Origin of the sequence: Mesorhizobium huakuii (assembly GCF_030160235.1) — a bacterium.
Taxonomy (GTDB): Bacteria; Pseudomonadota; Alphaproteobacteria; order Rhizobiales; family Rhizobiaceae; genus Mesorhizobium; species Mesorhizobium huakuii.
The window spans coordinates 97066-120929 of record NZ_BSNY01000034.1 but is presented as its reverse complement, the minus strand read 5'-3'; the positions used below and the strand labels follow the sequence as shown (position 1 = coordinate 120929).

22 protein-coding genes and 1 other RNA gene are annotated in these 23864 nt (G+C 63.8%); 15 read left to right on the top strand and 8 right to left on the bottom strand.

Going from position 1 to position 23864, the window contains the following annotated elements:
• Window positions 1-13: 13 nt before the first annotated feature.
• Together QQK95_RS18040 and QQK95_RS18035 are read right to left on the bottom strand one after the other, a co-directional pair.
• Entirely contained in the window at window positions 14-1891 is a 1878-nt protein-coding gene (locus QQK95_RS18040; protein ID WP_284275105.1) for an extracellular solute-binding protein, read from the bottom strand.
• 167 nt (window positions 1892-2058) lie between these two features.
• Complete coding sequence (locus tag QQK95_RS18035; RefSeq protein WP_284275104.1) at window positions 2059-2706, bottom strand: c-type cytochrome; 648 nt, start codon at window positions 2704-2706, stop codon at window positions 2059-2061.
• 193 nt (window positions 2707-2899) lie between these two features.
• On the opposite strand from QQK95_RS18035, the gene QQK95_RS18030 reads away from it, so the two are divergent.
• On the top strand, window positions 2900-3628 hold the full coding sequence (locus QQK95_RS18030) for a 3-deoxy-manno-octulosonate cytidylyltransferase (RefSeq protein ID WP_284275102.1): 729 nt from the start codon (window positions 2900-2902) through the stop codon (window positions 3626-3628).
• 36 nt (window positions 3629-3664) lie between these two features.
• Complete coding sequence (locus QQK95_RS18025; protein WP_199645473.1) at window positions 3665-4528, top strand: prephenate dehydratase; 864 nt, start codon at window positions 3665-3667, stop codon at window positions 4526-4528.
• 79 nt (window positions 4529-4607) lie between these two features.
• Here QQK95_RS18025 and QQK95_RS18020 read toward each other — a convergent pair whose 3' ends face one another.
• The 3 genes from QQK95_RS18020 to QQK95_RS18010 all read right to left on the bottom strand — a co-directional run bounded on the left by QQK95_RS18020 (window position 4608) and on the right by QQK95_RS18010 (window position 6374).
• Window positions 4608-4913, bottom strand: a complete 306-nt coding sequence (locus QQK95_RS18020; protein WP_284275099.1) for a Dabb family protein — start codon at window positions 4911-4913, stop codon at window positions 4608-4610.
• Window positions 4914-4934: 21 nt separating this feature from the next.
• Window positions 4935-5882: an NAD(+) diphosphatase gene (nudC, locus tag QQK95_RS18015; RefSeq protein WP_284275097.1), complete on the bottom strand. Its 948-nt coding sequence runs from the start codon at window positions 5880-5882 to the stop codon at window positions 4935-4937.
• Between the two features lie 72 nt (window positions 5883-5954).
• Window positions 5955-6374 carry an HIT domain-containing protein gene (locus tag QQK95_RS18010; RefSeq protein WP_284275094.1) on the bottom strand — a complete coding sequence of 140 codons (420 nt, stop codon included), beginning with the start codon at window positions 6372-6374 and terminating at the stop codon, window positions 5955-5957.
• A gap of 144 nt (window positions 6375-6518) precedes the next feature.
• Here QQK95_RS18010 and ffs point away from each other — a divergent pair.
• The 13 genes from ffs to QQK95_RS17945 all read left to right on the top strand — a co-directional run bounded on the left by ffs (window position 6519) and on the right by QQK95_RS17945 (window position 18423).
• Window positions 6519-6615, top strand: an RNA gene (gene ffs / locus QQK95_RS18005) — signal recognition particle sRNA small type.
• Between the two features lie 104 nt (window positions 6616-6719).
• Window positions 6720-8537: a DNA polymerase III subunit gamma/tau gene (locus QQK95_RS18000; RefSeq protein WP_284275092.1), complete on the top strand. Its 1818-nt coding sequence runs from the start codon at window positions 6720-6722 to the stop codon at window positions 8535-8537.
• A gap of 22 nt (window positions 8538-8559) precedes the next feature.
• The gene (locus QQK95_RS17995) at window positions 8560-8883 is read left to right on the top strand and encodes a YbaB/EbfC family nucleoid-associated protein (RefSeq protein ID WP_284275090.1); all 324 of its coding nucleotides are present in this window, start codon (window positions 8560-8562) and stop codon (window positions 8881-8883) included.
• 74 nt (window positions 8884-8957) lie between these two features.
• Window positions 8958-9365, top strand: a complete 408-nt coding sequence (locus QQK95_RS17990; RefSeq protein WP_284275088.1) for a hypothetical protein — start codon at window positions 8958-8960, stop codon at window positions 9363-9365.
• Between the two features lie 229 nt (window positions 9366-9594).
• The gene (locus QQK95_RS17985) at window positions 9595-10596 is read left to right on the top strand and encodes a cell wall hydrolase (RefSeq protein WP_284275086.1); all 1002 of its coding nucleotides are present in this window, start codon (window positions 9595-9597) and stop codon (window positions 10594-10596) included.
• A gap of 91 nt (window positions 10597-10687) precedes the next feature.
• Window positions 10688-11293, top strand: coding sequence for a recombination mediator RecR (gene recR / locus QQK95_RS17980; RefSeq protein WP_056569846.1), 606 nt, complete (start codon window positions 10688-10690; stop codon window positions 11291-11293).
• A 26-nt stretch (window positions 11294-11319) separates the two neighbouring features.
• A complete protein-coding gene (locus tag QQK95_RS17975) occupies window positions 11320-12567 on the top strand; it encodes a lytic murein transglycosylase (RefSeq protein WP_284275080.1) in 1248 nt (415 codons plus the stop codon).
• Window positions 12568-12829: 262 nt separating this feature from the next.
• On the top strand, window positions 12830-14473 hold the full coding sequence (locus QQK95_RS17970) for an ABC transporter substrate-binding protein (RefSeq protein ID WP_284275077.1): 1644 nt from the start codon (window positions 12830-12832) through the stop codon (window positions 14471-14473).
• Window positions 14474-14491: 18 nt separating this feature from the next.
• Window positions 14492-15553: an ABC transporter permease gene (locus tag QQK95_RS17965; RefSeq protein WP_284275075.1), complete on the top strand. Its 1062-nt coding sequence runs from the start codon at window positions 14492-14494 to the stop codon at window positions 15551-15553.
• Complete coding sequence (gene nikC, locus QQK95_RS17960; RefSeq protein WP_284275073.1) at window positions 15550-16470, top strand: nickel transporter permease; 921 nt, start codon at window positions 15550-15552, stop codon at window positions 16468-16470. Before QQK95_RS17965 ends, nikC begins: the two co-directional genes overlap by 4 nt.
• Window positions 16467-17303, top strand: coding sequence for an ABC transporter ATP-binding protein (locus QQK95_RS17955; protein ID WP_284275072.1), 837 nt, complete (start codon window positions 16467-16469; stop codon window positions 17301-17303). The genes nikC and QQK95_RS17955 overlap by 4 nt, the downstream gene beginning before the upstream one ends.
• The gene (locus QQK95_RS17950; RefSeq protein ID WP_284275070.1) at window positions 17300-18049 is read left to right on the top strand and encodes an ABC transporter ATP-binding protein; all 750 of its coding nucleotides are present in this window, start codon (window positions 17300-17302) and stop codon (window positions 18047-18049) included. The genes QQK95_RS17955 and QQK95_RS17950 overlap by 4 nt, the downstream gene beginning before the upstream one ends.
• 44 nt (window positions 18050-18093) lie before the next feature.
• Window positions 18094-18423, top strand: coding sequence for a hypothetical protein (locus tag QQK95_RS17945; protein WP_284275068.1), 330 nt, complete (start codon window positions 18094-18096; stop codon window positions 18421-18423).
• On the opposite strand, the gene QQK95_RS17940 is transcribed toward QQK95_RS17945, so the two are convergent.
• The 3 genes from QQK95_RS17940 to QQK95_RS17930 are packed head-to-tail and all read right to left on the bottom strand — an operon-like array spanning window position 18420 to window position 23724.
• Window positions 18420-21518, bottom strand: coding sequence for an efflux RND transporter permease subunit (locus QQK95_RS17940; RefSeq protein WP_284275066.1), 3099 nt, complete (start codon window positions 21516-21518; stop codon window positions 18420-18422). The genes QQK95_RS17945 and QQK95_RS17940 overlap by 4 nt on opposite strands.
• The gene (locus QQK95_RS17935; RefSeq protein WP_284275064.1) at window positions 21518-22588 is read right to left on the bottom strand and encodes an efflux RND transporter periplasmic adaptor subunit; all 1071 of its coding nucleotides are present in this window, start codon (window positions 22586-22588) and stop codon (window positions 21518-21520) included. The genes QQK95_RS17940 and QQK95_RS17935 overlap by 1 nt, the downstream gene beginning before the upstream one ends.
• Window positions 22585-23724: an efflux RND transporter periplasmic adaptor subunit gene (locus tag QQK95_RS17930; RefSeq protein ID WP_284275062.1), complete on the bottom strand. Its 1140-nt coding sequence runs from the start codon at window positions 23722-23724 to the stop codon at window positions 22585-22587. The genes QQK95_RS17935 and QQK95_RS17930 overlap by 4 nt, the downstream gene beginning before the upstream one ends.
• Window positions 23725-23864: the final 140 nt, after the last annotated feature.

Below are 23864 nucleotides of genomic sequence, written 5' to 3'. Positions count from 1 at the left end.
GATCGCTGGCCCATCAATTGCCACCCTTGTATTTGGCCGCCAGCACCTTCTCTTTGTCGAGGTCGATCCACCAGGAATCGATGTCGGCGCCGACATAGGCGGGCTGCTTGTCTGGAAAGCCGAACTTGTCCCAATAGGCCAGCCAGACCGCGGACCGGTGATATTGTGGCACGAGGTAGAAGTTCCATAGCAGGATACGGTCAAGCGCGTGTGTGGCGGCGACAAGGTCGTCGCGATCGGTGGCGAAGATGATGCGGTCGACCAGCGCGTCGACGATCGGGTCCTTGATGCCCATCAGATTGCGCGAACCGGGCGCGTCGGCGGCTTTTGAAGTCCAGAAGTCGCGTTGCTCGTTGCCTGGCGAATCCGACTGCTGGAGAATCCCCGTGACGACATCGAAATCGAAATTGTTGACGCGGTTGATGTACTGCGTCTGGTCGATGATGCGCAACGTGGCGTCGACACCGATCTTGCGCAGATTGGCGATGTAGGGACTGGCGATCACCTGGTCGGTGTCATTCCAGCCGAGGATCTCGAACTTGAACGGAACGCCTGTCTTGGCGTTGACCATCTTGCCGCCCTTGATCACCCAGCCTGCCTTGGCGAAGAGATCGACCGCCTGTTTCAGGTACTTTCGCTCCGCTTGTGGCGAATCGTAGACCGGCAGCTTGAACTCCTGCGTGAAGAGCTCGGGTGGCAGCTTGTCGCGATATTTCTCGAGGATCTCCAATTCCTTGCCTTGCGGCAGCCCGCTCGACGCCAGCTCGGTCCCCTGGAAATAGCTCGATGTGCGGGTGTTGAAGCCGAAGAACAAGGTGCGATTCATGCTCTCGAAATCGAACGGGAGGGTCAGTGCCTCGCGGACCAGCCGGTCCTGGAACAGCGGCCTTCGCTGGTTGAGGACAAAGCCCTGCATCGGCTGTGGCGACTGGGTCTGGAAGTCCTTCTTGATGACGTCACCGGCCTGGATGGCTGGGAAATTATAGGCGGTCGCCCATTTGCGGGAGCTGTACTCGCGGTTGATGTCTTCCAATCCGCCCTTGGTGAAGGCCAGCCAGGCGGCATTGTCGTCGAGGATGTAGGTATATCGGCGCGTGTCGAAATTCTCGCGACCGATCTTCACCGGCAGCTTGGCCGCCCAATAGTCTGGCACGCGCTGCCAGACGATTTCCGAGCCCGGCTTGAAGCTGGCGATCTTGTACGCGGCTGATCCCAGCGGAATTTCCAGCGTCGGCTTGGTGACGTCGCGCTTCTTGCCGTTGGCGCCGGTGCCTTCCCACCAGTGTTTAGGCAGCACGGCGAGGTCGCCGATGATCTTAGGCAGTTCGCGGTTGCCCTTCTGGCTGAAATGGAATTCGACCTCGCGGTCGGAGATCGCCACCGCGTCGGTAACGTTCTCGAAATAGCGACTGTATTGCGGGCTGTTCGCCTTCAGCACCTGGAACGACCAGATCACGTCATCGACGGTGATCGGCTGGCCATCATGCCATTTCGCGCGCGGGTCGAGCCGGTAGGTGGCCGAGGAATAGTCGGCGGGATATTTGTAGGCATCGGCGATCAGCGGGTGGCTGGTGCTGCCCTCATCGGTCGCCTGTTCCATCAGCGTGTCGTAGAGCAGGCCCCCGCCGAACCCGACGAGGCCCGCCGCGGGCGATCCCTGGACGATATAAGGATTGAAGCTGTCGAAGGTGCCGAGCAGCACCGAATTCAGCGTCCCGCCCTTGGGCGCGTTCGGGTTGACGTAGTCGTAGTGCTGAAAATTGTCGCCGTATTTTGAGTCGCCAATCAGCGATGAGGTGGTCCGCCACTCGTCGGCCCAGGTCGCTTGCAACCCCGCCACCAGCAGAGCCGCCGCCAGCAGCGACTTGAGAAGCGTTCGGCCAACCGTCATGCACTCTCCTCTTCGCGATGCGTGCCAGATCATCCAGAAGGCGATCCTAGATGATTTGGCGCCGGTGAAAACCGCAATGCGCCGGCTTTGTCGCCGCATCCGGCATTTCCCAACAAAAAAGCCGGGCTGAACCCGGCTTTTCTATGAACGCTTTGATGACAATTCGGTTATTTCGCCGGCGCGGCTGGTGCCGCCGGAGCCGCAGGCTTGGCCGGGGCGGCGCCATCGGCTGGCTTGGCGGGCGCGCTCGCGTCGGCGGCGGCGCCAGGTGCCGGCAGCGGCTTGGGATTGTCCGACAGCGTGCGCAGATAGGCGATGACGTTGGCGCGGTCCTCGTCCTTCGGCAGGCCGGCGAAGCCCATGGCCGTGCCCTTCACGAATTTCTTCGGCGAGGTGATGAAGTGGTTGATGTTGTCATAGGTCCACTTCTCGGCGCCGCCCTTGGAAAATTCCTTCATGCCGGCCGAGTACGCAAAGCCTTCATGTTCGGCGACAGGACGATCGACGAGGTCCCACAGATCGGGGCCGACCTTGTTGGGGCCGCCCTTTTCGCCGGAATGGCAGGCCTGGCATTTCTTGAAGACGGCGGCACCCGCCTCGACATTGGCGGTCTGCAGCAGGTCGGCGATCGGCTTGGATTCGGCGGCCGGCGCGGCCGCGCCACCTTCGGCCGGCTCGGCTGCCTCGATGGCGAAGCCGGGCTTTTCAGGAGCCGGCGAGGCAAACAGCGCGTCGGATACCAGGCCGACCGAGAAAACGACGAAAACGGTTCCGAGCAATCCGGCGAGCAGTTTGTTGACTTCGTTGGAATCCATACGCCCCTTGCTCCCTTTTCCGGCGGACCGAACCGTCCACTCCGTCCGTCGGTATCGAGACCTGCCCTCCAGAGCCGGTCAAATCGGGCGGAAACTAGGTCTTTTGCTCCGGCGTTGCAACACCTATAAGGGCGCTGCCAGTGAGACCTTTTGCCACTTTTCCCCTCCTCTTTTCGAACGCCTTGCCATCTCGATGTCCACCTTGATCCTGATACCGGCCCGCATGGCCTCCACCCGCCTGCCGGGCAAGCCGCTGGCCGACATCGCCGGCGCGCCGATGATCGTCCATGTCGCCCGCCGCGCGGCCGAAGCCGGCCTCGGCCGGGTGGTGGTGGCGACCGACACGCAAAGCGTCGCCGAAGCGGTGCGTACGCATGGTTTCGAGGCGGTCATGACGCGCATCGACCACGAATCCGGCTCCGACCGCATCCACGAGGCGCTGGCCGCGCTTGATCCCGGCCGCAAGGTCGAAACGATCGTCAATGTGCAGGGCGACCTGCCGACCATCGCCCCCGGCATCATCGCCGCGTCGCTCCGGCCGTTCGAGGACGCGGCGGTGGATATCGCCACGCTCGGCGTCGAGATCGTCCGCGAAGAGGAAAAGACCAACCCGAACGTCGTCAAGATCGTCGGTTCGCCGCTGTCAGCCACACGGCTGAGGGCGCTCTATTTCACCCGCGCCACCGCACCTTGGGGCGACGGGCCGCTCTATCACCATATCGGCCTCTACGCCTATCGCCGCTCGGCACTCGAACGCTTCGTCGCGCTGAAACCGTCGCCGCTGGAGCGCCGCGAGCGGCTGGAGCAGTTGCGGGCGCTGGAAGCCGGCATGCGCATCGATGCCGAGATCGTCCGGTCGCTGCCGCTCGGCGTCGACACGCCGGAAGACCTTGAGCGCGCCCGAACCATCCTTTCAAACTGAGACCTCCCTTCGACACCGTGAATCGAGACCTGGCCCATGCCTGAAAAGACCAACAGAATATCCTTCCAGGGCGAGCCGGGCGCCAATTCCGACACCGCCTGCCGCAACGTCTATCCCTCGATGGAGCCGTTGCCATGCCCGACCTTCGAGGATGCGTTCAACGCGGTCGAGACCGGCAAGGCCGACCTCGCCATGATCCCGATCGAGAACACAATCGCCGGACGCGTCGCCGACATCCATCATCTGCTGCCGGAATCGCGGATGCACATCGTCGGCGAATATTTCCTGCCGATCCATTTCCAGTTGATGGTGCTGCCTGGCGTCAAGCGGGAAGAAATCAAGACGGTTCACAGCCACATCCATGCGCTTGGCCAGTGCCGCAAATACATCCGCAAGAATGGCTGGAAGGCGGTCGTCGCCGGCGATACGGCCGGTGCCGCCAAGATGATCTCCGAGGTCAAGGACCGCACCATGGCCGCGCTGTCGCCGGCACTGGCCGCGACGCTCTACGGGCTCGATATCATCGAGGAGAATGTCGAGGACACCGATTCCAATGTCACCCGCTTCGTCGTCCTGACCAAGAGCAAGCAATGGGCCGAGCGGCCATCAGCCGACACCAAGATGATGACGACCTTCATATTCCGTGTCCGCAACGTGCCGGCCGCGCTCTACAAGGCCATGGGCGGTTTCGCCACCAACGGCATCAACATGACCAAGCTGGAGAGCTACCAGCTCGGCGCCTTCACTGCGACGCTGTTCTACGCCGACATCGAGGGCCATCCCGACGATCCGCTGGTCAAGCTGGCACTGGACGAGCTTCGCTTCTTTTCCCGGGAGGTGCGGATCCTGGGCGTCTACCCGGCCAGCGAGTCGCGTGAGCAGTGGAAGGTGGCGGACTGATTGGTGTTGAGCATGATCTCTGGACAAACGGAAACCGTTTTGTCCGAGAAAACCGGTTCCCACTTTTCGGGATTATGCCCTAGATCACCGCGCCCAGCGGCACATAGTCGATCTCGAGAAATTTCTCGACCTCCGGCACCCAGCGGTCGCGTACGAAGGCGACATGATCGGGGTGGTCGTTGTATCTGGTGTAGGCGGCCTGGTCGGCGAACTCCATCGAGAAGCCGAACCGATAGTCGTTCTTGGGGCTGATCTGCCGCAACTGTTCGAAATGCGTGACGCCCCGGATCGCCGAGAGGATTTTCTTGGCGTCGACCAGGAACCGCTTTTCCTCGAGCGAGTGCGGTGCATGCTTCAGCGTGAAGACGACGGTGTGGCGGATCATTTGTCTCTCCTGCAATGACTTTCAGTATTCGCTGTCGACCCAGGCGCGGATGAGGTGGTGCGCGATCGCCCCTTTCGGCGGCGTGACCAGATTGTCGGCATGCTCCCTGGCCAGCATCAGGCGCACCTCGTCGCGGCCGAACCAGCGGCAGTCCTCCAGCTCGTTGAGATCGGCCTGGATGTCTTCATTGAGCGGCTCGCCGAAGCAGCCGATCATCAGCGAATAGGGGAACGGCCAGGGCTGGCTGGCATGGTAGACCACGCGGCCGAGCCGGATGCCGGCCTCCTCCAGCGTTTCGCGGCGCACCGCCGCCTCGATCGTCTCGCCCGGTTCGATGAAGCCGGCAAGCGCCGAATACATGCCCGGCGCGAAATGCCGGCCACGCCCGAGCAGGCATTTTTCCCGCGTCGCCGTCAGCATGATCGCCACCGGGTCGGTACGCGGAAAATGTTCGGTGCCGCAATTCGGGCAATGGCGCTTGTAGCCGCCGGCCCGCATTTGCGATTGCGTGCCGCATTTGCTGCAGAAACGATGGCTGGCGTGCCAGGCGAGCAGGGCCGCTCCTTGCGCCATCGCGCCGGCGGCAGCGTCGTCGATCAGCCCTTGCATGTAGACGGACCGGTAGTCGATCGCCTTGACGGTCTCGGGCAGGTGTTCGGCTTCGATTCCGACGGGCGTCGCCAGCACCGGCCCCTGTTCGGAAAAGCCGAGCAGCACAGTTCCGGCGAAGGACGGCTTGAAGGGCTCGCTCCCGGCGGCGTCGAACCAGGGATCGAGACTGCCGCTTGTTCCAAGCTTCAGGTGGAGCCGGCCGCCATTCATCAAAAGCAGCCGCGTCGTCGGATCCGCAAGCGCCTTGTCGACCGAATCGTCGGCGCGGTTCTCGGATTGCCGGTCGATCGTGTTGCCGGCAAAGCCGACGAATTGGCTCGGCTCGCGCAAGGGCGCGTCAAACAGGCGGAAGCTCATGCGGACTCTGATGCCTTTGGGATGGACATGCCTGGGGATGGATGTGTTTTTCGGATGAACACCGGGGAAGGCTTATAGCGCCGCCCTTATCGTTTCGGCAAACCGGCGCAGATCGGAAGGTTGATACGGCTCGCGCAGGCCATACCCCCACACCGGGCCGGGCCAGCCGGGGTCGCCTTCGGACCGAGCGACGATATGGATATGCAGTTGGCGCACGATATTGCCGAGCGCGCCGGTGTTGATCTTGGTGCAGCCGCTCACTTTCTTCAGCGCCTGTGCCACCATATTGGTCTCGAAGGTCAGCATCGCCTGGTCGAGCGGCGTCATGTCGTGGATTTCTTCCGCGCCCGGCCGCTGCGGCACCAAGACCAGCCATGGCCAGCGGCGATCGTTCATCACCCGCAATTCGCACAGCCCAAGCCACATCAACTGCTCACTGTCGGCCTCCAGCCGGGCATCCAGCGTGAATCCGGCCTTCAGGCCCGGCAGCATCGGCGTTTCCCTTGCTTTTCTTGGTTTCTTCAAGCCATGAACGCTAAAGCGGCTGCATCGGGGCTGCAAGTGAATCTCTTGTGCGATCGCGCCGATTTGCCTGCGCTCTTGCATTTCGTCGCGCAATTGCCGATATGGACAGCGGGAGGTTGGTGGTGGACGATCCACTCGCCAACCGGGTCAGGTCCGGAAGGAAGCAGCCCTAACGAGCCCGGAACGGGTCATTGTTCCAGCCTCCCACCTCATCGGCCCTCCTCGCGACATTGACGACGCATTGCAGCGCGGGCGAGACTATGCGCAGGAATCGGCGCCTTTGGGCGCGGCCTTTTGGAGCTTAACGGGCGAATGAGCGAAGCCGGAAATTCGGGGCCAAAAGGCCCGGAGGATGGAAAGGCCGCTGCCTACCGCGTGCTGGCGCGCAAATACCGTCCCTCGAACTTTTCCGAGCTGGTTGGCCAGGAGCCGATGGTGCGCACCCTCACCAACGCCTTTGCCTCCGGCCGCATTGCCCAGGCCTGGATGCTGACCGGCGTGCGCGGTGTCGGCAAGACCACCACGGCGCGCATCCTGGCGCGGGCGCTGAACTACAAGACTCCGACCGTCGACCAGCCTTCCGTCGACCTCGCCGTGCTCGGCGAGCATTGCCAGGCGATCATGGAAGGCCGCCATGTCGACGTCATCGAGATGGATGCCGCCTCGCACACCGGCATCGACGACATCAGGGACATCATCGAGCGCGTGCGTTACGCGCCGGTCTCGGCCCGCTACAAGGTCTACATCATCGACGAAGTGCACATGCTGTCGACGCAGGCCTTCAACGGCCTGCTGAAAACGCTGGAAGAGCCGCCGCCGCACGTCAAGTTCATTTTCGCCACCACCGAAATCCGTAAGGTTCCGATCACCGTCCTGTCGCGCTGCCAGCGTTTTGACCTCAGGCGCATCGACGCCGGCGCGCTGGTCGCGCACCTCTCCTCGATCGCCGCCAAGGAAGGCATTTCGGTCGACGACGACGCGCTGGCTATGATCGCGCGCGCGGCGGAAGGCTCGGCCCGCGATTCGCTCTCCATCCTCGATCAGGCGATCGCGCATGGCGCCGGCGCCGTCAGCGCCGACGCGGTGCGGACCATGCTGGGCCTGGCCGACCGCGCCCGCATCGTCGATCTGTTCGAACATGTGATGAAGGGCGACGTGGCGGCGGCACTCGCCGAGTTCCGCACCCAATACGACACCGGCGCCGATCCGGCCGCCGTGCTCACCGATCTTGCCGAGTTCAACCATCTCGTCACCCGGTTGCGTTTCGTGCCGACCGCCATGGACGATGCTTCGCTGTCGCAGGACGAGCGCCAGCGCGGCGCCGATTTCGCAAGGGCGCTGTCGGTCCGCGTGCTGTCACGCACCTGGCAGATGCTGCTCAAGGGCATTCCCGAGGTGCAGTCCTCCAACCGGCCGGTCAGCGCCGCCGAAATGGTGCTGATCCGGCTGGCGCACGCCGCCGACCTGCCGACGCTGGACGAGGCGCTGCGATCACTGGACGGGGCAACAACAGTTCAAAATAGCGCTTCGCGCCCGAACGGCGCGCCTGCCGGTCCTGGCAATGGCGGTGGGGCTAGCGCGGTGGCGCAGGCGCGCATGCCATCCGGGTCCGGTGGCGCGCAAACCATGCGGCTGGTCGAGGCCGCGCCCGCGCCGGCCGCCTTCGTCGCGCCGCCCACGCCGGTGTCCGAGCCGCAGCAGGTGCCGGTCAGGTCGCTGGCCGACATTGTTGCCCTTGCCGACGCGCAGCGCGACATCGCATTCAAGGTGCTGGTCAAGCGTTGCATCCGCCCCGTGCGCTTCGAGCCCGGCCGCATCGACGTCAGCCTGACCGACGATGCGCCCAAGCTGCTGCTCAACGATTTGACGACGAAACTGCGCGCCTGGACCGGACGCAACTGGCTGGTGTCGCTGTCGAAGGAAGAGGGCGGCCAGACACTGGCCGAAATGGAATCGACCAGGCGCGAAAACGCCTTCCTCGATGCCAAGAGCGATCCGACTGTCGCCGCCATCCTGGCGCGCTTTCCCGGCGCCAAGATCATCGATGTGCGCATTCCCGACGCGCCGGAGGTGGACACGACCGAAGCCGAAGTGCCGGTCGAGCCGCCAGCGGATGACGACGAGACCTGATAACCAAGACAAGGATCGGACCATGAAAGATCTTCTCGGCCTGATGGGCAAGGCGAAGGAAATGCAGGCCAAGTTCCAGGCCATGCAGGATGAGATCGCCACTGTCGAATCCGTCGGCCAGGCCGGCGGCGGCCTGGTCAGCGTCACCTTGAGCGGCAAGTTCGACATGAAGTCGCTGAAGATCGACCCGTCTTTGTTCAAGGAGGATGAGGTCGAGATACTCGAGGACCTGATTCTGGCCGCCCACAATGACGCCAAGGCCAAGGTCGAGCAGATCATGCAGGAAAAGACCAAGGCGCTGACCGCAGGCCTGCCGATCCCGCCGGGAATGAAACTGCCGTTCTGATGCATCTCGCCCAAAACCGTGCAGCGGTTTGGGGCAGTGGCATGCATGAAAGTCGAACCCAGCGGCGATGCGCCATGACCGAAGAGCCGTCCGAAAGACTGATCGAGCAGCGTATCCGCAACAGGATCTACGAGATTCTGGAAATCCTCGCCGATTGCGATGCCGGCGTCGATATTGTCGGTATCAAGGGCTACTTCTACCTGTTCGAGGATTTCGTGCATCGCCCGTCGATAGAGGCCGGCACGTCGGCGCTTTCGAAGGACGAGCGCGCTGTCGTATTGGAGATCGCCGAATTCCTCGAGGCGGCCTCCGAAACAAATACCGATTTCACCAAGGCCGAATTCATCGACAGCGACTGGCCGGGAAAGATCGCGCCGGCGGCCAGGGATGCGCGGGCGCTGTTTCTCAGGCGCGGCCTGTTTTCGGAGAAAGTCGAGGAGCTCGAGCCTGGCCAGCCGGCGGCGATTGCGGCCGGGCGGTAGCGATTCCCGGAAAAACGCAGCGCGATTTTCCCCTCAGCAATTGCGGCGAAACCAAGAGAAAGCGGTTATCGCTTTTGTGAAATGACGGCTCGATCTATCTGGAAAAGCTCAAAATTGTGCCTTTTCAGCAACAGTACGTGGTTAATAACGTTTTGGCCATCATTTTGCCCGAAAGTGTCTCATTCTTGCCGCAGCCTGGGGGCGGGCATCGAAGTGAGAGGGTAACCTGTTGATCGTTACGCGATGGAAGACGCCGCTGTTGCTCGGCGTCATTACGTCTCCCCTGTTTTTGGCTGCCTGCAGCCAGACCACTTCGCACGGCATGTCCGTTGCAGGCCTGACCGATGCCATCACACCGAGTTTCCTGACGTCGCGCGCCTCCAGCCACTCGCCGAAGGACAGGGAGTGCCTGGAAAGGGCGATGTTCTTCGAATCCAACCGCTCGAGCCGCGATGGCATGATCGCTGTCGGCACGGTGGTGATGAACCGGCTGCGCTCCGGCAACCACGGCAGCACCATCTGCCAGGTGGTCGGCGAGCCGGGGCAGTTCGCGCCGGGCGTCATGACCAGGCCGATGAATTCGCGCGCCATGCCCGATGTCGAGGAAGCGGCCGACGCCGTGCTCAAGGGCGAGCGCAAGGCCAAGCTCAAGAATACGATGTATTTCCACACCGCCGGCCTGCGCTTCCCCTACAAGAACATGCACTACACCATGGTTGCCGGTGGCAATGCCTTCTACGAGAAGCGCGGCCGCAACTGGCAGCCGCTGCCCGATGAGCCGATGGTTGCCTCCGTGGCGCCTGAAACTGTGAAGCCTGCCGCGCCGGTGACGATGGTCGCCTCGGCGGAGCCAGCGCGCCCGGCCAAAACGTCCCGCACCGCTCCGGCGCAGCAGGTCTTCATGACCGCCGCCGCGGAACCGGCCCGTCAGCCCAGGACCAAGGCCGCCCCGGTTCAAGAGACCCCAGTTCAAGAGACCTATGTGACCGCGGCCGCCGCGCCCACGGCGAAGTCGGCGCGCGTGACCGTGAAGCCGACAATGGTCGCGATGCAGGAGCCGATGGAAGAGCCGGATGCCGCCCGTTTCGGCGGAACCTTGAACAGCCGCGTCATTTCCTCGGTTCAGGGTGCGCCGCAAGAGGCGGCGATGGGGTTCCAGTCGACGCCTGAGAACACCGACGCCATCGGTGCGATGATCGCCAGCCAGAGCCGACCGCTCGAGGTCAACTGATTCGCATCGCCAACGCTTGGCGTGGCAGTATGGCGACCATGCACGAACGCGGGATGTTCCAAAGCGCTCCGAAAAATCCTAGATCAGGGCGATGTCCAAGCGAATCGCCGGTCCAGAGATCGAACGCCTGATCCAGCTCCTGGCCAAGGTGCCGGGGCTCGGGCCCCGTTCGGCCAGGCGCGCCGCCCTGCATCTGATCAAGAAGAAGGAACAGCTGCTGTCGCCGCTCGCCGCCGCCATGGGCGAGGCGGCCGACAAGGTGCGCATCTGTTCCACTTGCGGCAATGTCGACACATCCGACCCTTGCATGATCTGCACCGATCCGCGCCGCGACGCCGCCACGCTGATCGTCGTCGAGGATGTCTCGGATCTCTGGGCGCTGGAGCGGGCAGCCGCGATGAACGTGCGCTACCATGTGCTCGGCGGCACGCTGTCGCCGCTCGACGGTGTCGGCCCCGATCAGCTCAACATCCGCTCGCTGATCGACCGCGTCGCCGGCGGCGAGGTCAAGGAAATCATCCTCGCCGTCAACGCAACGGTCGAGGGCCAGACCACGGCGCACTACCTCACCGACCAGCTGTCCGGCTTCGACATCAAGGTGACAAGGCTGGCGCATGGCGTGCCGGTCGGCGGCGAACTCGACTATCTCGATGAAGGCACGCTCGCCGCCGCACTGCGCTCGCGGACGGCGTTTTGACGCAATTGGCGGGGATGTTTGCCGAGATGACCGCATTCCTTCGCACAATCTCCTTCGCCTTTGTCGCGACGCTTCTCGGTATCCTCATCGCCACGCCCGCCTCGGCCGCCAAGATCGACGACCAGTTCCACGCCTGGCTGCAGAACGATCTCTGGCCCGAGGCCAAGGCCAAAGGCATATCCAAGCAGACCTTTGACGCTGCCTTCGACGGCATAAAGCCCAATCTGAAGCTGCCCGACCTCGTCATGCCCGGCGAGAAGCCGAAGACGCCGCAGAAGCAGCATCAGGCCGAGTTCGGCTCGCCTGGCGCTTATTTCGCCGAGAAGACGGTTCGCGCGGTGACGTCAGGCGGACGCGCGCGCGAAGCAACCAACGCGAGGACGCTTGCCGCAATCGAAAAACGCTACGGCGTGCCCGGCGAGATCCTTCTGGCGATCTGGGGGCGTGAGACCGGCTTCGGCGCGGCAAAGATGCCTTACGACGCCTTCGAGGTTCTCGGCACCAAGGCGTTCATGTCGACCAAGAAGGATTTCTTCCGCACCGAGCTTTTGGCCGCGCTGGAAATCGTCCAACGCGGCCTTGCCCCGGTCGGCGCGATGAAATCGTCCTGGGCCGGTGCGCTCGGCCAGCCGCAATTCATGCCGACCTCGTTCCTCAAGCATGCCGTGGATTTCGACGGCGACGGCCGCGTCGACATCTGGAACTCGACGCCTGATGTGCTCGCTTCGATAGCCAACTATCTCGTCCATTATGGCTGGGTGAGGGGACGCGGCTGGGGTTTCGAGGTGACCGTGCCCGAGAGTGTCTCCTGCTCGCTGGAAGGTCCCGATCAGGGCAAGAAGATATCTGAATGGGCTGGCATGGGCATCAAGCGCGTCGGCGGCAAGCCGTTTCCGCCGAGCGAACTGAAGGCGGAGGGCTTTCTGCTGATGCCGGCCGGCCGCAGCGGGCCGGCTTTCATCGCCACCCCCAATTTCTATGTGCTGAAGGAATACAACACCAGCGATCTCTACGCGCTGTTCATCGGCCACGGTGCCGACCGCATTGTGCATGGCGACCAGAATTTTTCCGGCGGCTGGGGTCCGGTCGGCGATCTCCACCGCTCCGACATCGCCGCCCTGCAACGGGCGCTGGAAGCCAAGGGCTATGATGTCGGCACCTCCGACGGCCTGCCGGGCTTCAAGACCCGCCGTTCGATCGGCAAGTGGCAGGCCAAGAATGGCCAGGCTGCGACCTGCTTTCCTGATGCCGGCCTGGTCGCCACGCTGAAATAACTCAAGAAATTAACAGATTTTTCTTGTTCGGCGGCCTCGATTGGCTGGCCCGTGCGTCGACGCGCTGCCCGCCGTTCTGCTCCAATGGGCCCGTGCTGTAAATGCTCGTTGCCCGTCACAAAGCGGCCGGATATGCTGTTGACCAATTGGACAAAAACCACGACGGTAAGGGGTTAGAGGCCGTCCTCTGGCCCCGACGAGAATTCTGCAATCCTGAGCCGGGAACTCAGGTCAACAAACCACAAAACAGGGAACAATCACCATGATGATGGAAAAGTTTGCTCTTCGCTCGCGTGCCTTGCTTGCGGGTGCGGCGGTGTCCGCGTTGCTCATTGGCGCAGCACCTGCCTTCGCGGTCACGCCCGCCGACACGCTGGTCGAGGGCTTCGCGATCGACGACATCATCTCCATGGATCCGGGCGAGGCGTTCGAGCTGTCGACCGCCGAAGTCACCGGCAACACCTATGACCTGCTGGTGCGCCTCGACCTCAGCGACACCTCCAAGGTCAAGCCGGATCTCGCGGAGAGCTGGACCGTTTCCGACGACGGCCTGACCTACACTTTCAAGCTCAAGCCGGGCCTCAAATTCGCCTCGGGCAATCCGATCACCGCCGCCGACGTCGCCTATTCGTTCGAGCGCGCCGTCAAGCTGGACAAGAGCCCGGCCTTTATCATCGACCAGTTCGGCATCAGCGGCGACAACGTGACCGAAAAGGCCAAGGCAATCGACGACTCCACATTCCAGTTCACCGTCGACAAGGCCTATGCGCCGAGCTTCGTGCTGAACTGCCTGTCGGCCACCGTCGCCTCGATCGTCGACGCCAAGCTGGTCAAGGAGCATGTCGCCGCTGTGACGCCGAGCGCCGACTACAAATGGGACAACGACTTCGGCAATGCCTGGCTGAAGACCGGCTATGCCGGCTCCGGCGCCTACAAGCTGCGTGAATGGCGCGCCAACGAAGCCGTCGTCATGGAGCGCAACGACAACTATCACGGCGAAAAGGCCAAGCTCGCCCGCGTCATCTACCGCAACATGAAGGAAAGCTCGGCCCAGCGCCTGGCGCTCGAAGCCGGCGACATCGACGTCGCCCGCAACCTCGAGCCGAACGACCTCGACGCCATCGCCAAGAACGACAAGCTCACCACCACCAGCGCGCCGAAAGGCACGGTCTACTACATCAGCCTCAACCAGAAGAACCCGAACCTCGCCAAGCCAGAGGTTCGCCAGGCGTTCAAATACCTGGTCGACTACGATGCGCTGAGCTCGACCATCCTCAAGGGTATCGGCGAAATCCACCAGTCGTTCCTGCCCAAGGGCGATCTCGGCGCCATCGACACCAATCCCTTCAAGCTCGACGTTGCCAAGGCCAAGGAATTGCTGGCCAAGGCCGGCCTGGCCGACGGCTTTAGCGTCACCATGGACGTACGCACCGGCCAGCCGACCACCGGCATGGCGGAATCGATCCAGCAGACACTGGGCCAGGCCGGCATCAAGCTGGAGATCATTCCCGGCGACGGCAAGCAGACGCTGACCAAGTACCGCGCCCGCAACCATGACATCTACATCGGCAATTGGGGCCAGGACTATTTCGATCCGAACTCCAACGCCCAGACCTTCGCCTCCAACCCCGACAATTCGGATGCCGGCAAGTCGCACACGCTCGCCTGGCGCAATTCCTGGGACATTCCTGACCTGACCAAGGAAACCGAAGCGGCACTGCTGGAGAAGGATGCGGGCAAGCGCGCCGATATGTACAAGGATCTGCAGCAGAAGATCCTCGACACCAGCCCGTTCGTCATCATCCACCAGCAATTGGAAGTGGCCGGGCTGCGCAAGAACCTCAAGGGCTTCGCGCTCGGTCCGAGCTTCGACAGCAACTTCGTCGGCCCGGTCTCGAAAGAATAAAGCCGACGGACGCGCCGCATGAGCGCGATTGAAAACGAGAGCGGGCGCGGCAGCGCCCGCGCGGTCGCCATTGCCTCGGCGATCGGCCGTTTCCTGGTCATCGCGGTTACGACCTATCTGGGTCTGCTCGCGGTGACGTTCTTCATCGGCCGTGTCATCCCGATCGACCCGGTGCTGGCGGTGCTCGGGGATCGGGCGCCTCTCAATGTCGTGGAGCGCACGCGCCGCGAGATGGGCCTCGACCTGCCGCTGGTCGAGCAGTTCTACATCTATGTGAAAAATGCCCTGAGCGGTGATTTCGGCACATCGGTGCTGACCACCAACCCGGTCATGACCGATATTCGCCGCGCGCTGCCGGCAACAACGGAACTGGCGACGCTGGGGACGCTGATCGGCGCGCTGTTCGGCGTGCCGCTCGGCGTGCTGGCCGCCGTTCGGCGCGGCAGTATCATCGACCAGATCGTGCGCGTCATTGGCCTGATCGGCTACTCCGTGCCGATCTTCTGGCTCGGCCTGCTTGGCCTCGTCCTGTTCTATGCCAAGCTGCAATGGGTGGCTTTTCCGGCCCGGCTCGATGTCGTCTACGAATATACCTTCACGCCGATCACCGGTTTCTATCTCCTCGATTCGGCGATGCAGGGTCAGTGGGATGTCTTCTGGGACGCCTTCCGGCACATCATCCTGCCGGCCTCGCTGCTCGGCTATTTCTCGCTCGCCTATATCAGCCGCATGACGCGTTCGTTCATGCTCAACGAACTCGCGCAGGAATACATCGTCGCCGCGCGCGCCAAAGGCCTGTCGGAGACCCGCATCATCTGGGGCCACGCGCTGCGCAATGCGGCGGTGCCGATGGTGACGGTGATCGCGCTCTCCTATGCCGGCCTGCTCGAAGGCTCGGTGCTGACCGAGACCGTCTTCTCCTGGCCGGGCATCGGCCTCTACATCACCAACTCGCTGCAGAACGCCGACATGAACGCCGTGCTTGGCGGCACCATCGTCATCGGCTCGGTGTTCATCGGCATCAACCTTCTGTCCGATCTTCTCTACCGCGTGCTCGATCCAAGGACGAAGACAGGATGAGTACAGACACTATCCAGAGCCGTCGCGACTGGCTGCTCAGCGAGCGGCCGGCCTCGCGCATGCAGGCAAGGCTTGGCCGCGCCTATGTCGCGTGGCGGCGTTTCTCGGCCAATCGGCTGGCTTTTGTCGGCCTGCTGATCATCATCGCCTTGCTGGTCATCGCCGCCCTTGCCGGCGTGCTGGCGCCCTACTCGCCGACATTCGGTGATCTCAAGAATTCCCGGCTGCTGGCGCCGAGCGCCGCGCACTGGTTCGGCACGGACGACCTCGGCCGCGATATCCTGTCGCGCATCCTCTACGGTTCGCGCTGGACGCTCTATGTCGTCATCCTGGTCGCCATTATCGCAGCGCCCATCGGCCTGCTGGTCGGCACCGTCGCCGGTTATGCCGGCGGCTGGACCGATGCCATCCTGATGCGCATCACCGACATTTTCCTCGCCTTCCCCAAGCTGGTCCTGGCGCTGGCCTTCGTCGCGGCGCTTGGCCCCGGCATCGAAAACGCGGTGCTGGCGATAGCCATCACCTCCTGGCCGCCTTACGCGCGAATTGCTCGCGCGGAAACGCTGACGGTGCGCAATTCCGATTACATCAAGGCGGTGCAATTGATGGGCGCCTCGCCCTTCCGTATCGTGCTGCGCCACATCATGCCGCTCTGCATCTCCTCGCTGATCGTGCGCGTGACGCTCGACATGGCCGGCATCATCCTGACTGCCGCCGGCCTCGGCTTCCTCGGCCTCGGCGCCCAGCCGCCGCTGCCTGAGTGGGGCACGATGATCGCGTCGGGCCGCCGCTTCATCCTCGACCAGTGGTGGGTGGCCGGCGCGCCGGGCTTCGCCATCCTCATCGTCAGCCTCGGCTTCAACCTGCTCGGCGACGGCCTGCGCGACGCGCTTGATCCCCGGAGCGGTGACCAATGAGCGGCACGCTGCTTGAAGTCGACGATCTTCGGGTCGATTTTCCAACCCGCACCGGCCTCATCCAGGCCGTGCGCGGCGTTTCCTTCGCGCTCGGCCGCGAGCGGCTGGGCATTGTCGGCGAAAGCGGATCCGGCAAATCGCAGACCGGCCGCGCCATCATGGGCCTGACGCCGCCGCAGGCCAGGATATCGGCCAGGAAACTGGCCTTCGACGGTATCGACCTGCTCGGCATCTCGCCACGCCAGCGCCGGGCGCTACGAGGCAACCGCATCGCCATGATCCTGCAGGATCCGAAATATTCGCTGGACCCGGTGATGAGCATCGGCAGGCAGATCGTCGAGACGCTGCGCACCCACGAGAAAGTCAGCAAGGCAGAAGCGCGGGAGCGCGCGCTGGCCATGCTGGAAGCGGTGCAGATCCGCGATCCCAAACGTGTCTTCGACCTGCATCCGCATGAGGTGTCCGGCGGCATGGGCCAGCGCGCCATGATCGCCATGATGCTGATTGCCGGGCCGGAAATGATGATCGCTGACGAACCGACTTCGGCGCTCGACGTCACCGTGCAGCTCGACGTGCTCGGCATCCTCGATAAATTGGTCAGCGATCGCGGCATGGGGCTGATCTTCATTTCGCACGATCTGCGCCTGGTCTCGTCCTTCTGCGATCGCGTCATCGTCATGTATGCCGGCAAGGTGGTCGAGCAGCTCAAGGCCTCCGAACTCGGCCAGGCCCAGCATCCCTACACGCGCGGCCTGCTCAACTGCATGCCCAGGATCGGGTTCGAGCGCCACCCACTGCCGGTGCTCGACCGCAAGCCGGAGTGGGCGGCATGACAGCAGCGATCGCCATTGACGGACTGGAAGTGATCTTCGACCGCTTTCGCGCGCTGAAGGGTGTCAGCCTCGAAGTCAGGACAGGCGAATCCTTCGGCCTGGTCGGCGAGAGCGGGTCCGGCAAATCGACGCTGCTGAGGGCCATTGCCGGCCTCGCGCCGGTCGCCTCGGGCAGCATCACCGTCAATGGCAAGGCGCTTGGCGCCCGCCGCGACAAGGCTTTTTACCGCGAAGTGCAGATGGTCTTCCAGGATCCGTACGGCTCTCTGCACCCGCGCCAGACAGTCGACCGTCTGCTGCAGGAGCCGCTGGCCATCCATGGGTTTGCCGACGGCGAAAAACGCATCGAGCGCGCGCTCGACGAGGTCGGCCTCGGCAACGGCTTCCGCTTCCGCTACGCGCATCAATTGTCGGGCGGTCAGCGCCAGCGCGTGGCGATCGCGCGCGCGCTCATCCTCGAACCGTCCATCCTCCTGCTCGATGAGCCGACCTCGGCGCTCGATGCCTCGGTTCAGGCGGAAGTGCTCAACCTGCTGGAAGAGGTCCGCCGGCGGCGCAAGCTGACCTTCCTGATGGTCAGCCACGACCTTGCCATCATCACCCATATGTGTGAGCGGCTGATGGTGATGCAAAGCGGTGAGGCGGTGGAGAATCTGACGGCGGCCCAACTTGTCGCGCACCGCGTGACAGAGGATTACACGCGCAATCTGTTACGGGCGAGTGAGGGGTTTGTGAGGACCGCCTAAATTCGTTCTTCCTGTGCATAGACCAACCGTCTTCGGGGAATTCCATGGAGGAATGGAAGTTTGCAGATCCACCCAATGTCGCGGTGCTATCGGACAAGAGCATATTTAAACGTGGCGACTGGATCGCATACGTTTCCCATATGGAGGACGATGGCGGTTGGCTGTTCTACAACTGCGACAATCGAGATTGGGAGGAACGCGAAAAAATGCTCGTCGGCTTGCAAGAGGTTGTTCGGATTGACGAAAGCATCATGGAATTGGCCGACTTGCCGGAAGGCTGGCACGCCTGGCGCAGCTCAAAATCGTCGCCGTGGCAGCGCGCCAAATCGCGGCCCGTGGGCTTCAATGACAACGATAACCCGGCAAAAAGTTAAGTTGAGCTTTGTAACGGTTCGCCGGCATCCAAAACCGGGGACCTCTCTCTGTCCTTCGGCTCCTTGATCCTGAACCACGTCACATAAAGCGCCGGCAGGAACAGCAGCGTGATCGCCGTGCCTGCGATGATGCCGCCCATCATCGCGTAGGCCATCGGCCCCCAGAACACTTCGCGCGCGATCGGGATCAGCGCGAGGCTCGCCGCCGCCGCCGTCAGTGCGATCGGCCGCATGCGGTGTTCTGTGGCCTCGATGACGGCCGCCCAACGGTCCTTGCCCTCGCGCACCAGGTCCTCGATCTGCACGATCAGGATGACCGAGTTGCGGATCAGGATGCCGATCAGCGCCAGCACGCCGAGAATAGCGACGAAGCCGAGCGGCGCGCCGCTCGGCACCAGGGCCGCCACCACGCCGATCAGCCCGAGCGGCGCCACCGCCACCACCAGGAACAGGCGCTGGAAGCTCTGCAACTGGATCATCAGGATCGTGGCCATGACGAAGAGCATCAATGGCACCACGGCCGCGATCGGCCCCTGGCTCTTGGCGCTTTCCTCGACCGAGCCGGCGGTCGCGACCGAATAGCCCGGCGGCAGCTTGGCGATGAAGGCATCGACCGATGGCTTCAACTCGTTGACCACGGTCGCCGGCAGCACGTCGCCGACCAGGCCGGCGCGCACGGTGATCGTCGGAATGCGGTCGCGCCGCCACACCGTCGGCTGCTCGAGGTCATAGTGGAAGTTGGCGACGGCCGCGAGCGGGATCGCCTCGCCGGTGCTGGTCGGCAGCTGCATGTTCTGCAAAGTCTCGATCGAGCCGCGTTCGGCATCGCGTGAGCGCGCCACGACATTGATCAGATAGGTGGCGTCGCGCACCTGCGTGATGGTGGCGCCGCCGACCGTGCTGTTCAGCGCGCTGGCGATGTCGGAGGAGGTGATGCCGAGCTGGCGTGCCTTGTCCTGCAGCACGTCGACCCTCAGCACGCGCTGCGGCTCGTTCCAGTCGAAGGTGGGTGCGGCGAGCTTAGGATTGGCCGAGATGAGGCCGGCGAACTGCTGTGCCAGCTCGCGCACCATCTGGATGTCGGGACCGCCGACGCGGTACTGCACCGGACGGCCGACAGGCGGCCCGAGTTCGAGCAATTTGACGAAGGCGTCGGTGCCGACGAACTCCTCGCGCAGCAGCTTCTCCAGTGCCGGCTTGACCCGGTTGCGGGCTTCGAGGCTCTTGGTGACGATGACGGTCTGGCCGAAATAAGGGTTGGCCGGCTGCACGTCGTAGGCCAGCACGAAGCGCACCGCGCCCTGGCCGATATAGGACGAGAAATGGTCGATGTCGGGATTGCCGACCAGCGCCCGCTGCTCGAAGCGCTCCATCTGGTCGCGCGTCTCGGCGATCGAGGAATTCTGGGGCAGGTTCCAGTCGATGATCAACTCGGGCCGGTCGGAGGGCGGGAAGAACTGCTGCTGGACGAGACCGAAGCCGGCGATCGAGGCGGCAAACAACAGCACCGTGGCGACGATGGTCAGCCAGTGGTGGCGCACCGAGCCGACAAGGACGCGCCGGAACAGCGAAGTGAAGCGTCCAGGCTGGTCGTGGTGTTTCGTCTTCATCGTCGCTGGCAGGATGGTGACGCCGAGCAGCGGCGCGAACAGCACTGCCACGATCCATGACACCAAAAGCGACACGGCGATGACGACGAACAGCGTGAAAGTGTATTCGCCGGCGGCACTCGAGTTGAGGCCGATCGGGATGAAGCCGGCAACGGTCACCAGCGTGCCGGTCAGCATCGGGAAGGCGGTCGAGGTGTAGACATAGGTCGCCGCCTTGCGCAGATTGTCGCCGACCTCCAGCCGCGCCACCATCATCTCGACGGCGATCATGGCGTCGTCGACCAAAAGGCCGAGCGCGATGATCAGCGCGCCGAGCGAAATGCGCTGCAGCGAAATGCCGAGATAGGCCATGACCGTGAAGGTGATGGCCAGCACCAGCGGGATCGACAGCGCCACGACGAAGCCGGCGCGCATGCCGAGGCTTATGAACGACACTGCGAGCACGATGGCCACCGCCTCGAACAGGGCGCGGGTGAAGCCCGAGACGGCCTCCTCGACGATGACGGGCTGATCGGCCACCAGATGCACGCCGACGCCGACCGGCAGGTCGGCCAGCACCTTGTTCATCTCCTCATGCAGCGCCTCGCCGAACTGGAGCAGATTGGCGTTGGGCTTCATGCCGATGGCGAGCCCGATCGCGTCCTGGCCGTTGAAGCGGAACAGCGCCGTCGGCGGATCGGCATAGCCGCGCGTGATCGTCGCCACGTCGCTCAGCCGGAAGAAGCGGTCGTTGACGCGCAGGTTGATGGCGCGAAGGCTGTCCTCGGAGGTGAACTGGCCGCCGACGCGCACGCTGATGCGCTCCGGTCCGGACTGGATGACGCCGGACGGTGTGATCGCGTTCTGTGCCTGCAGGCTAGCCACGATCGCCTGCTGGTTGAGGCCAAGGGCGGCGATCTGGCGGGTCGAGAATTCGAGATAGATGGCCTCGTCCTGCGCGCCGACGAGATCGACCTTGCCGGCATTCGGCACGGTCAGGATCTTGGTGCGGACATCCTCGACATAGTCGCGCAATTGGCGCGGCGTCAGCCCGTCGGAAGTGAAGGCGTAGATGTTGCCGTAGACATCGCCGAAGCGGTCGTTGAAGAACGGTCCCTGCACGCCTTGCGGAAACTGCGCCCGGATGTCGTTGACCATGTTGCGCACCTGAATCCAGTTCGGCACGACATCGCGCGCCTTGGTGGTGTCCTTCAGGTTGACGAAGATGACGGTCTGACCGGCGGTGGTGACGGACTTGGTATAGTCGAGGCTGTCGAGCTCCTCGAGCTTCTTCTCGATGCGGTCGGTTACCTGCTGCACGGTCTCCTTGACCGACGCGCCCGGCCAGTTGGCCTGGATGATCATCGTCTTGATGGTGAAGTTGGGGTCTTCCTCACGACCGAGATTGAGGTAGGAAAAGATGCCGGCCACGACGAAGACCAGCATGAAATACCAGACCATGGAGCGGTGGCTGAGCGCCCAGTCGGAGAGATTGAAGCCCTTCATCAGACGCCGCCCTCCGGCACTTTGACCTTCTGGCCTTCGCTCAAGCTGTGGACGCCCGCGGTGACCACGCGCATGCCGGCGTCAAGCCCTTCGGCGACAGTAAAGGTAGCGGCGCCCTTGGCGGCCACCTTGATCTCTTTCGTGCTCACGCTCGATGTCTGCGGGTCGACGATCCACACCTTGTCGGCACCGTTCTTTTCCAGCAGCGCCGACATCGGCAGTTCGATCGTCGGCGCGACCTTGGTCACGCGGGTCGCCGTCACCGTCGAGCCGAGCCGGAAGGCCTGTGGCGGATCGGTGAGCGTCAGCTTGACGCGCCTAGTGCGGGTCGAGCCCTCGGCCTGCGGCGCGATCTCGCGCAGCTTGGCCTGGGTCTCGATCGTCGGCAACGATTGCAGGATGACCTGGAACGGCGTGCCGGCGGCGAGATCGCCGGTCAACTGATCGGGAATATCGACCACGGCTTCGCGCAGATCCGAGCGTGCCACGGTGACGACCGTCTGGCCGGCCGAGACGGTCTGCCCGACCTCGGCGCCGACCGCGGTGACGACGCCGTCGAAATCCGAGAACAGCCTGGCATAGCCAAGCTGCTCCTGCGATTTGGCCAGCGATGCCTTGGCCCGCTCGACATTGGCGTCCGCAGCCTTGCGTGCCTGCTGCGCGGCATCGAAGACGGCCTGCGAGGCGTTGGCCGAGGCGAGCAACTGGCGCTGGCGTTCCTCGCTGGCGGCGGCGTTGGCGAACTGTGCCTCGGCATTGGACAGCTCGGCCTTGGCCGCTTGCACCGCCAGCTCCAGCGCGGTCGGATCGAGCGCGGCGATCGTCGTGCCCTTGCTGACGATGTCGCCGACCTTGACGTCGCGCGAGACGACCCGGCCAAGCAGGCGGAAGGCGAGGTCGGCGCTGACCTGCGGCTCGACCGAGCCGGCAAAGCCGAAGGTTTGCGTGGTACTCGGCTCGACCACCATCGACAGCACCGGCCGGATGACCTCCGGCGGCTTCTCTTCCGATTTCGAGCAGGCGGCGAGCGCGCCAAGCGCGAACAGGCCAACCATGATGGGCCGCTTCATTGGCTCGCCCCCGATATCTCGACCGTCTGCCCAGGGCTGAGCAATTGCCCGCCCGCGGTCACGACGCTCTGGCCCTCATTCAGTCCGCTGGCGATGACGACCGTGCCTGAATCGAAGGCCCGCACCTCGACCGGCGTCGTCGCCACTGCCTTGGTCGAGGGGTCGACGGTCCAGACCGCCGGCTTGCCGGCGCTGGATGTCAGCGCCTGCCAGGGCAGCAGGATCGCCTTTGCCGGCTTGGCGCTGACCGAGCCGATGACGGCCGCCCCCAGCGGCATACCGGCCGGCGTGTCGGCAATGCCGACCTTGACCCGGATCGAACCGGAGGCCTGGTCGACCACCGGCGAGATCTCGCGCACCTTGCCTGTCGCCCTCACCTGCGGGTCGGACAACAGCGTGATCGTCACCGCCGGCGAGGCCGGCGTCCTGGCGACCAGCGTCTCCTGCACGTTGAACACCGCATCGCGGTCGCCGTCCTCGGCGACGGTGAAGACGGTTTGCGCCGCTTGCACCACCTGGCCGGTTTCCACCTGGCGTGCAGTGATGACGCCGGGGGCGCCGGCCTTGAGCTCGGTGAAGGACAGGTTCTGCTGGGCGTTGGCGAACGCGCTCTTGGCGGCATCGACGCTGCCTTGCGCCACCTTCAGCGCCTGGTCGGCGGCGTCATAATCGCGCCTGGTGGTGAAGCCCTGGGCAAGCAGCGTCTTCTGCCGCTCGAAGGCGGCGGCGGACTGGGTCAGCTGCGCTTGTGCTGCATCGAGATCGGCTTGTGCGGAGCGCAGGTCGGATTGCTGCTCCTGCGGATCGATGCGGGCAAGCACCGCACCCTGGTCGACATGCTGGCCGACATCGACAAGCCGCTCGGCAATGCGGCCGCCGACCCGGAACGACAGATTGTTCAGCGTGCGCGCCGCGATCACCCCGGTCAGCGAGGTTCTCGGCGCATAGTCGGCCATCGCCACCGTTTCGGTGCGCACCATGATCGGCAGTTTCTTGTCCGCCGCTTCCTGCTTCTGGCAGCCTGCCAGCAGCAATGCGGCTGCGCAGACGCACATTGCCGGGGCGATTGGAAATGACAAAAGGCTGGCGATTCTGACGGATGGCGGCGAGACGGACGATGTCGCGTTCCTGCTCATGGGCTCCCCCAGCCGCGGGTTGCTGATCGCGATGCCTCGCGGATGTCAGGAGGATAATCGATCCCCGGGAAAAGGAAACCGGTCTCGTACGCGTATCGCCCGACTGGTTAAGGGCGGGATATTCCCTTCGCAGGCCCAAT

What these genes read in the sequence shown, in the direction of transcription:
- QQK95_RS17950 (WP_284275070.1), top strand. Translation starts at nt 17,300, where the DNA reads ATGACAGCAGCGATCGCCATTGACGGACTGGAAGTGATCTTCGACCGC.
- QQK95_RS18020 (WP_284275099.1), bottom strand. Translation starts at nt 4,913, where the DNA reads ATGATCCGCCACACCGTCGTCTTCACGCTGAAGCATGCACCGCACTCG.
- QQK95_RS17990 (WP_284275088.1), top strand. Translation starts at nt 8,958, where the DNA reads ATGACCGAAGAGCCGTCCGAAAGACTGATCGAGCAGCGTATCCGCAAC.
- QQK95_RS17935 (WP_284275064.1), bottom strand. Translation starts at nt 22,588, where the DNA reads ATGAAGCGGCCCATCATGGTTGGCCTGTTCGCGCTTGGCGCGCTCGCC.
- QQK95_RS17970 (WP_284275077.1), top strand. Translation starts at nt 12,830, where the DNA reads ATGATGATGGAAAAGTTTGCTCTTCGCTCGCGTGCCTTGCTTGCGGGT.
- QQK95_RS17975 (WP_284275080.1), top strand. Translation starts at nt 11,320, where the DNA reads ATGACCGCATTCCTTCGCACAATCTCCTTCGCCTTTGTCGCGACGCTT.
- nudC (WP_284275097.1), bottom strand. Translation starts at nt 5,882, where the DNA reads ATGAGCTTCCGCCTGTTTGACGCGCCCTTGCGCGAGCCGAGCCAATTC.
- QQK95_RS18000 (WP_284275092.1), top strand. Translation starts at nt 6,720, where the DNA reads ATGAGCGAAGCCGGAAATTCGGGGCCAAAAGGCCCGGAGGATGGAAAG.
- nikC (WP_284275073.1), top strand. Translation starts at nt 15,550, where the DNA reads ATGAGTACAGACACTATCCAGAGCCGTCGCGACTGGCTGCTCAGCGAG.
- QQK95_RS17995 (WP_284275090.1), top strand. Translation starts at nt 8,560, where the DNA reads ATGAAAGATCTTCTCGGCCTGATGGGCAAGGCGAAGGAAATGCAGGCC.
- QQK95_RS17945 (WP_284275068.1), top strand. Translation starts at nt 18,094, where the DNA reads ATGGAGGAATGGAAGTTTGCAGATCCACCCAATGTCGCGGTGCTATCG.
- QQK95_RS18040 (WP_284275105.1), bottom strand. Translation starts at nt 1,891, where the DNA reads ATGACGGTTGGCCGAACGCTTCTCAAGTCGCTGCTGGCGGCGGCTCTG.
- QQK95_RS18010 (WP_284275094.1), bottom strand. Translation starts at nt 6,374, where the DNA reads ATGCTGCCGGGCCTGAAGGCCGGATTCACGCTGGATGCCCGGCTGGAG.
- QQK95_RS17940 (WP_284275066.1), bottom strand. Translation starts at nt 21,518, where the DNA reads ATGAAGGGCTTCAATCTCTCCGACTGGGCGCTCAGCCACCGCTCCATG.
- QQK95_RS18030 (WP_284275102.1), top strand. Translation starts at nt 2,900, where the DNA reads ATGTCCACCTTGATCCTGATACCGGCCCGCATGGCCTCCACCCGCCTG.
- QQK95_RS17955 (WP_284275072.1), top strand. Translation starts at nt 16,467, where the DNA reads ATGAGCGGCACGCTGCTTGAAGTCGACGATCTTCGGGTCGATTTTCCA.
- QQK95_RS17965 (WP_284275075.1), top strand. Translation starts at nt 14,492, where the DNA reads ATGAGCGCGATTGAAAACGAGAGCGGGCGCGGCAGCGCCCGCGCGGTC.
- recR (WP_056569846.1), top strand. Translation starts at nt 10,688, where the DNA reads ATGTCCAAGCGAATCGCCGGTCCAGAGATCGAACGCCTGATCCAGCTC.
- QQK95_RS18035 (WP_284275104.1), bottom strand. Translation starts at nt 2,706, where the DNA reads ATGGATTCCAACGAAGTCAACAAACTGCTCGCCGGATTGCTCGGAACC.
- QQK95_RS17930 (WP_284275062.1), bottom strand. Translation starts at nt 23,724, where the DNA reads ATGAGCAGGAACGCGACATCGTCCGTCTCGCCGCCATCCGTCAGAATC.
- QQK95_RS18025 (WP_199645473.1), top strand. Translation starts at nt 3,665, where the DNA reads ATGCCTGAAAAGACCAACAGAATATCCTTCCAGGGCGAGCCGGGCGCC.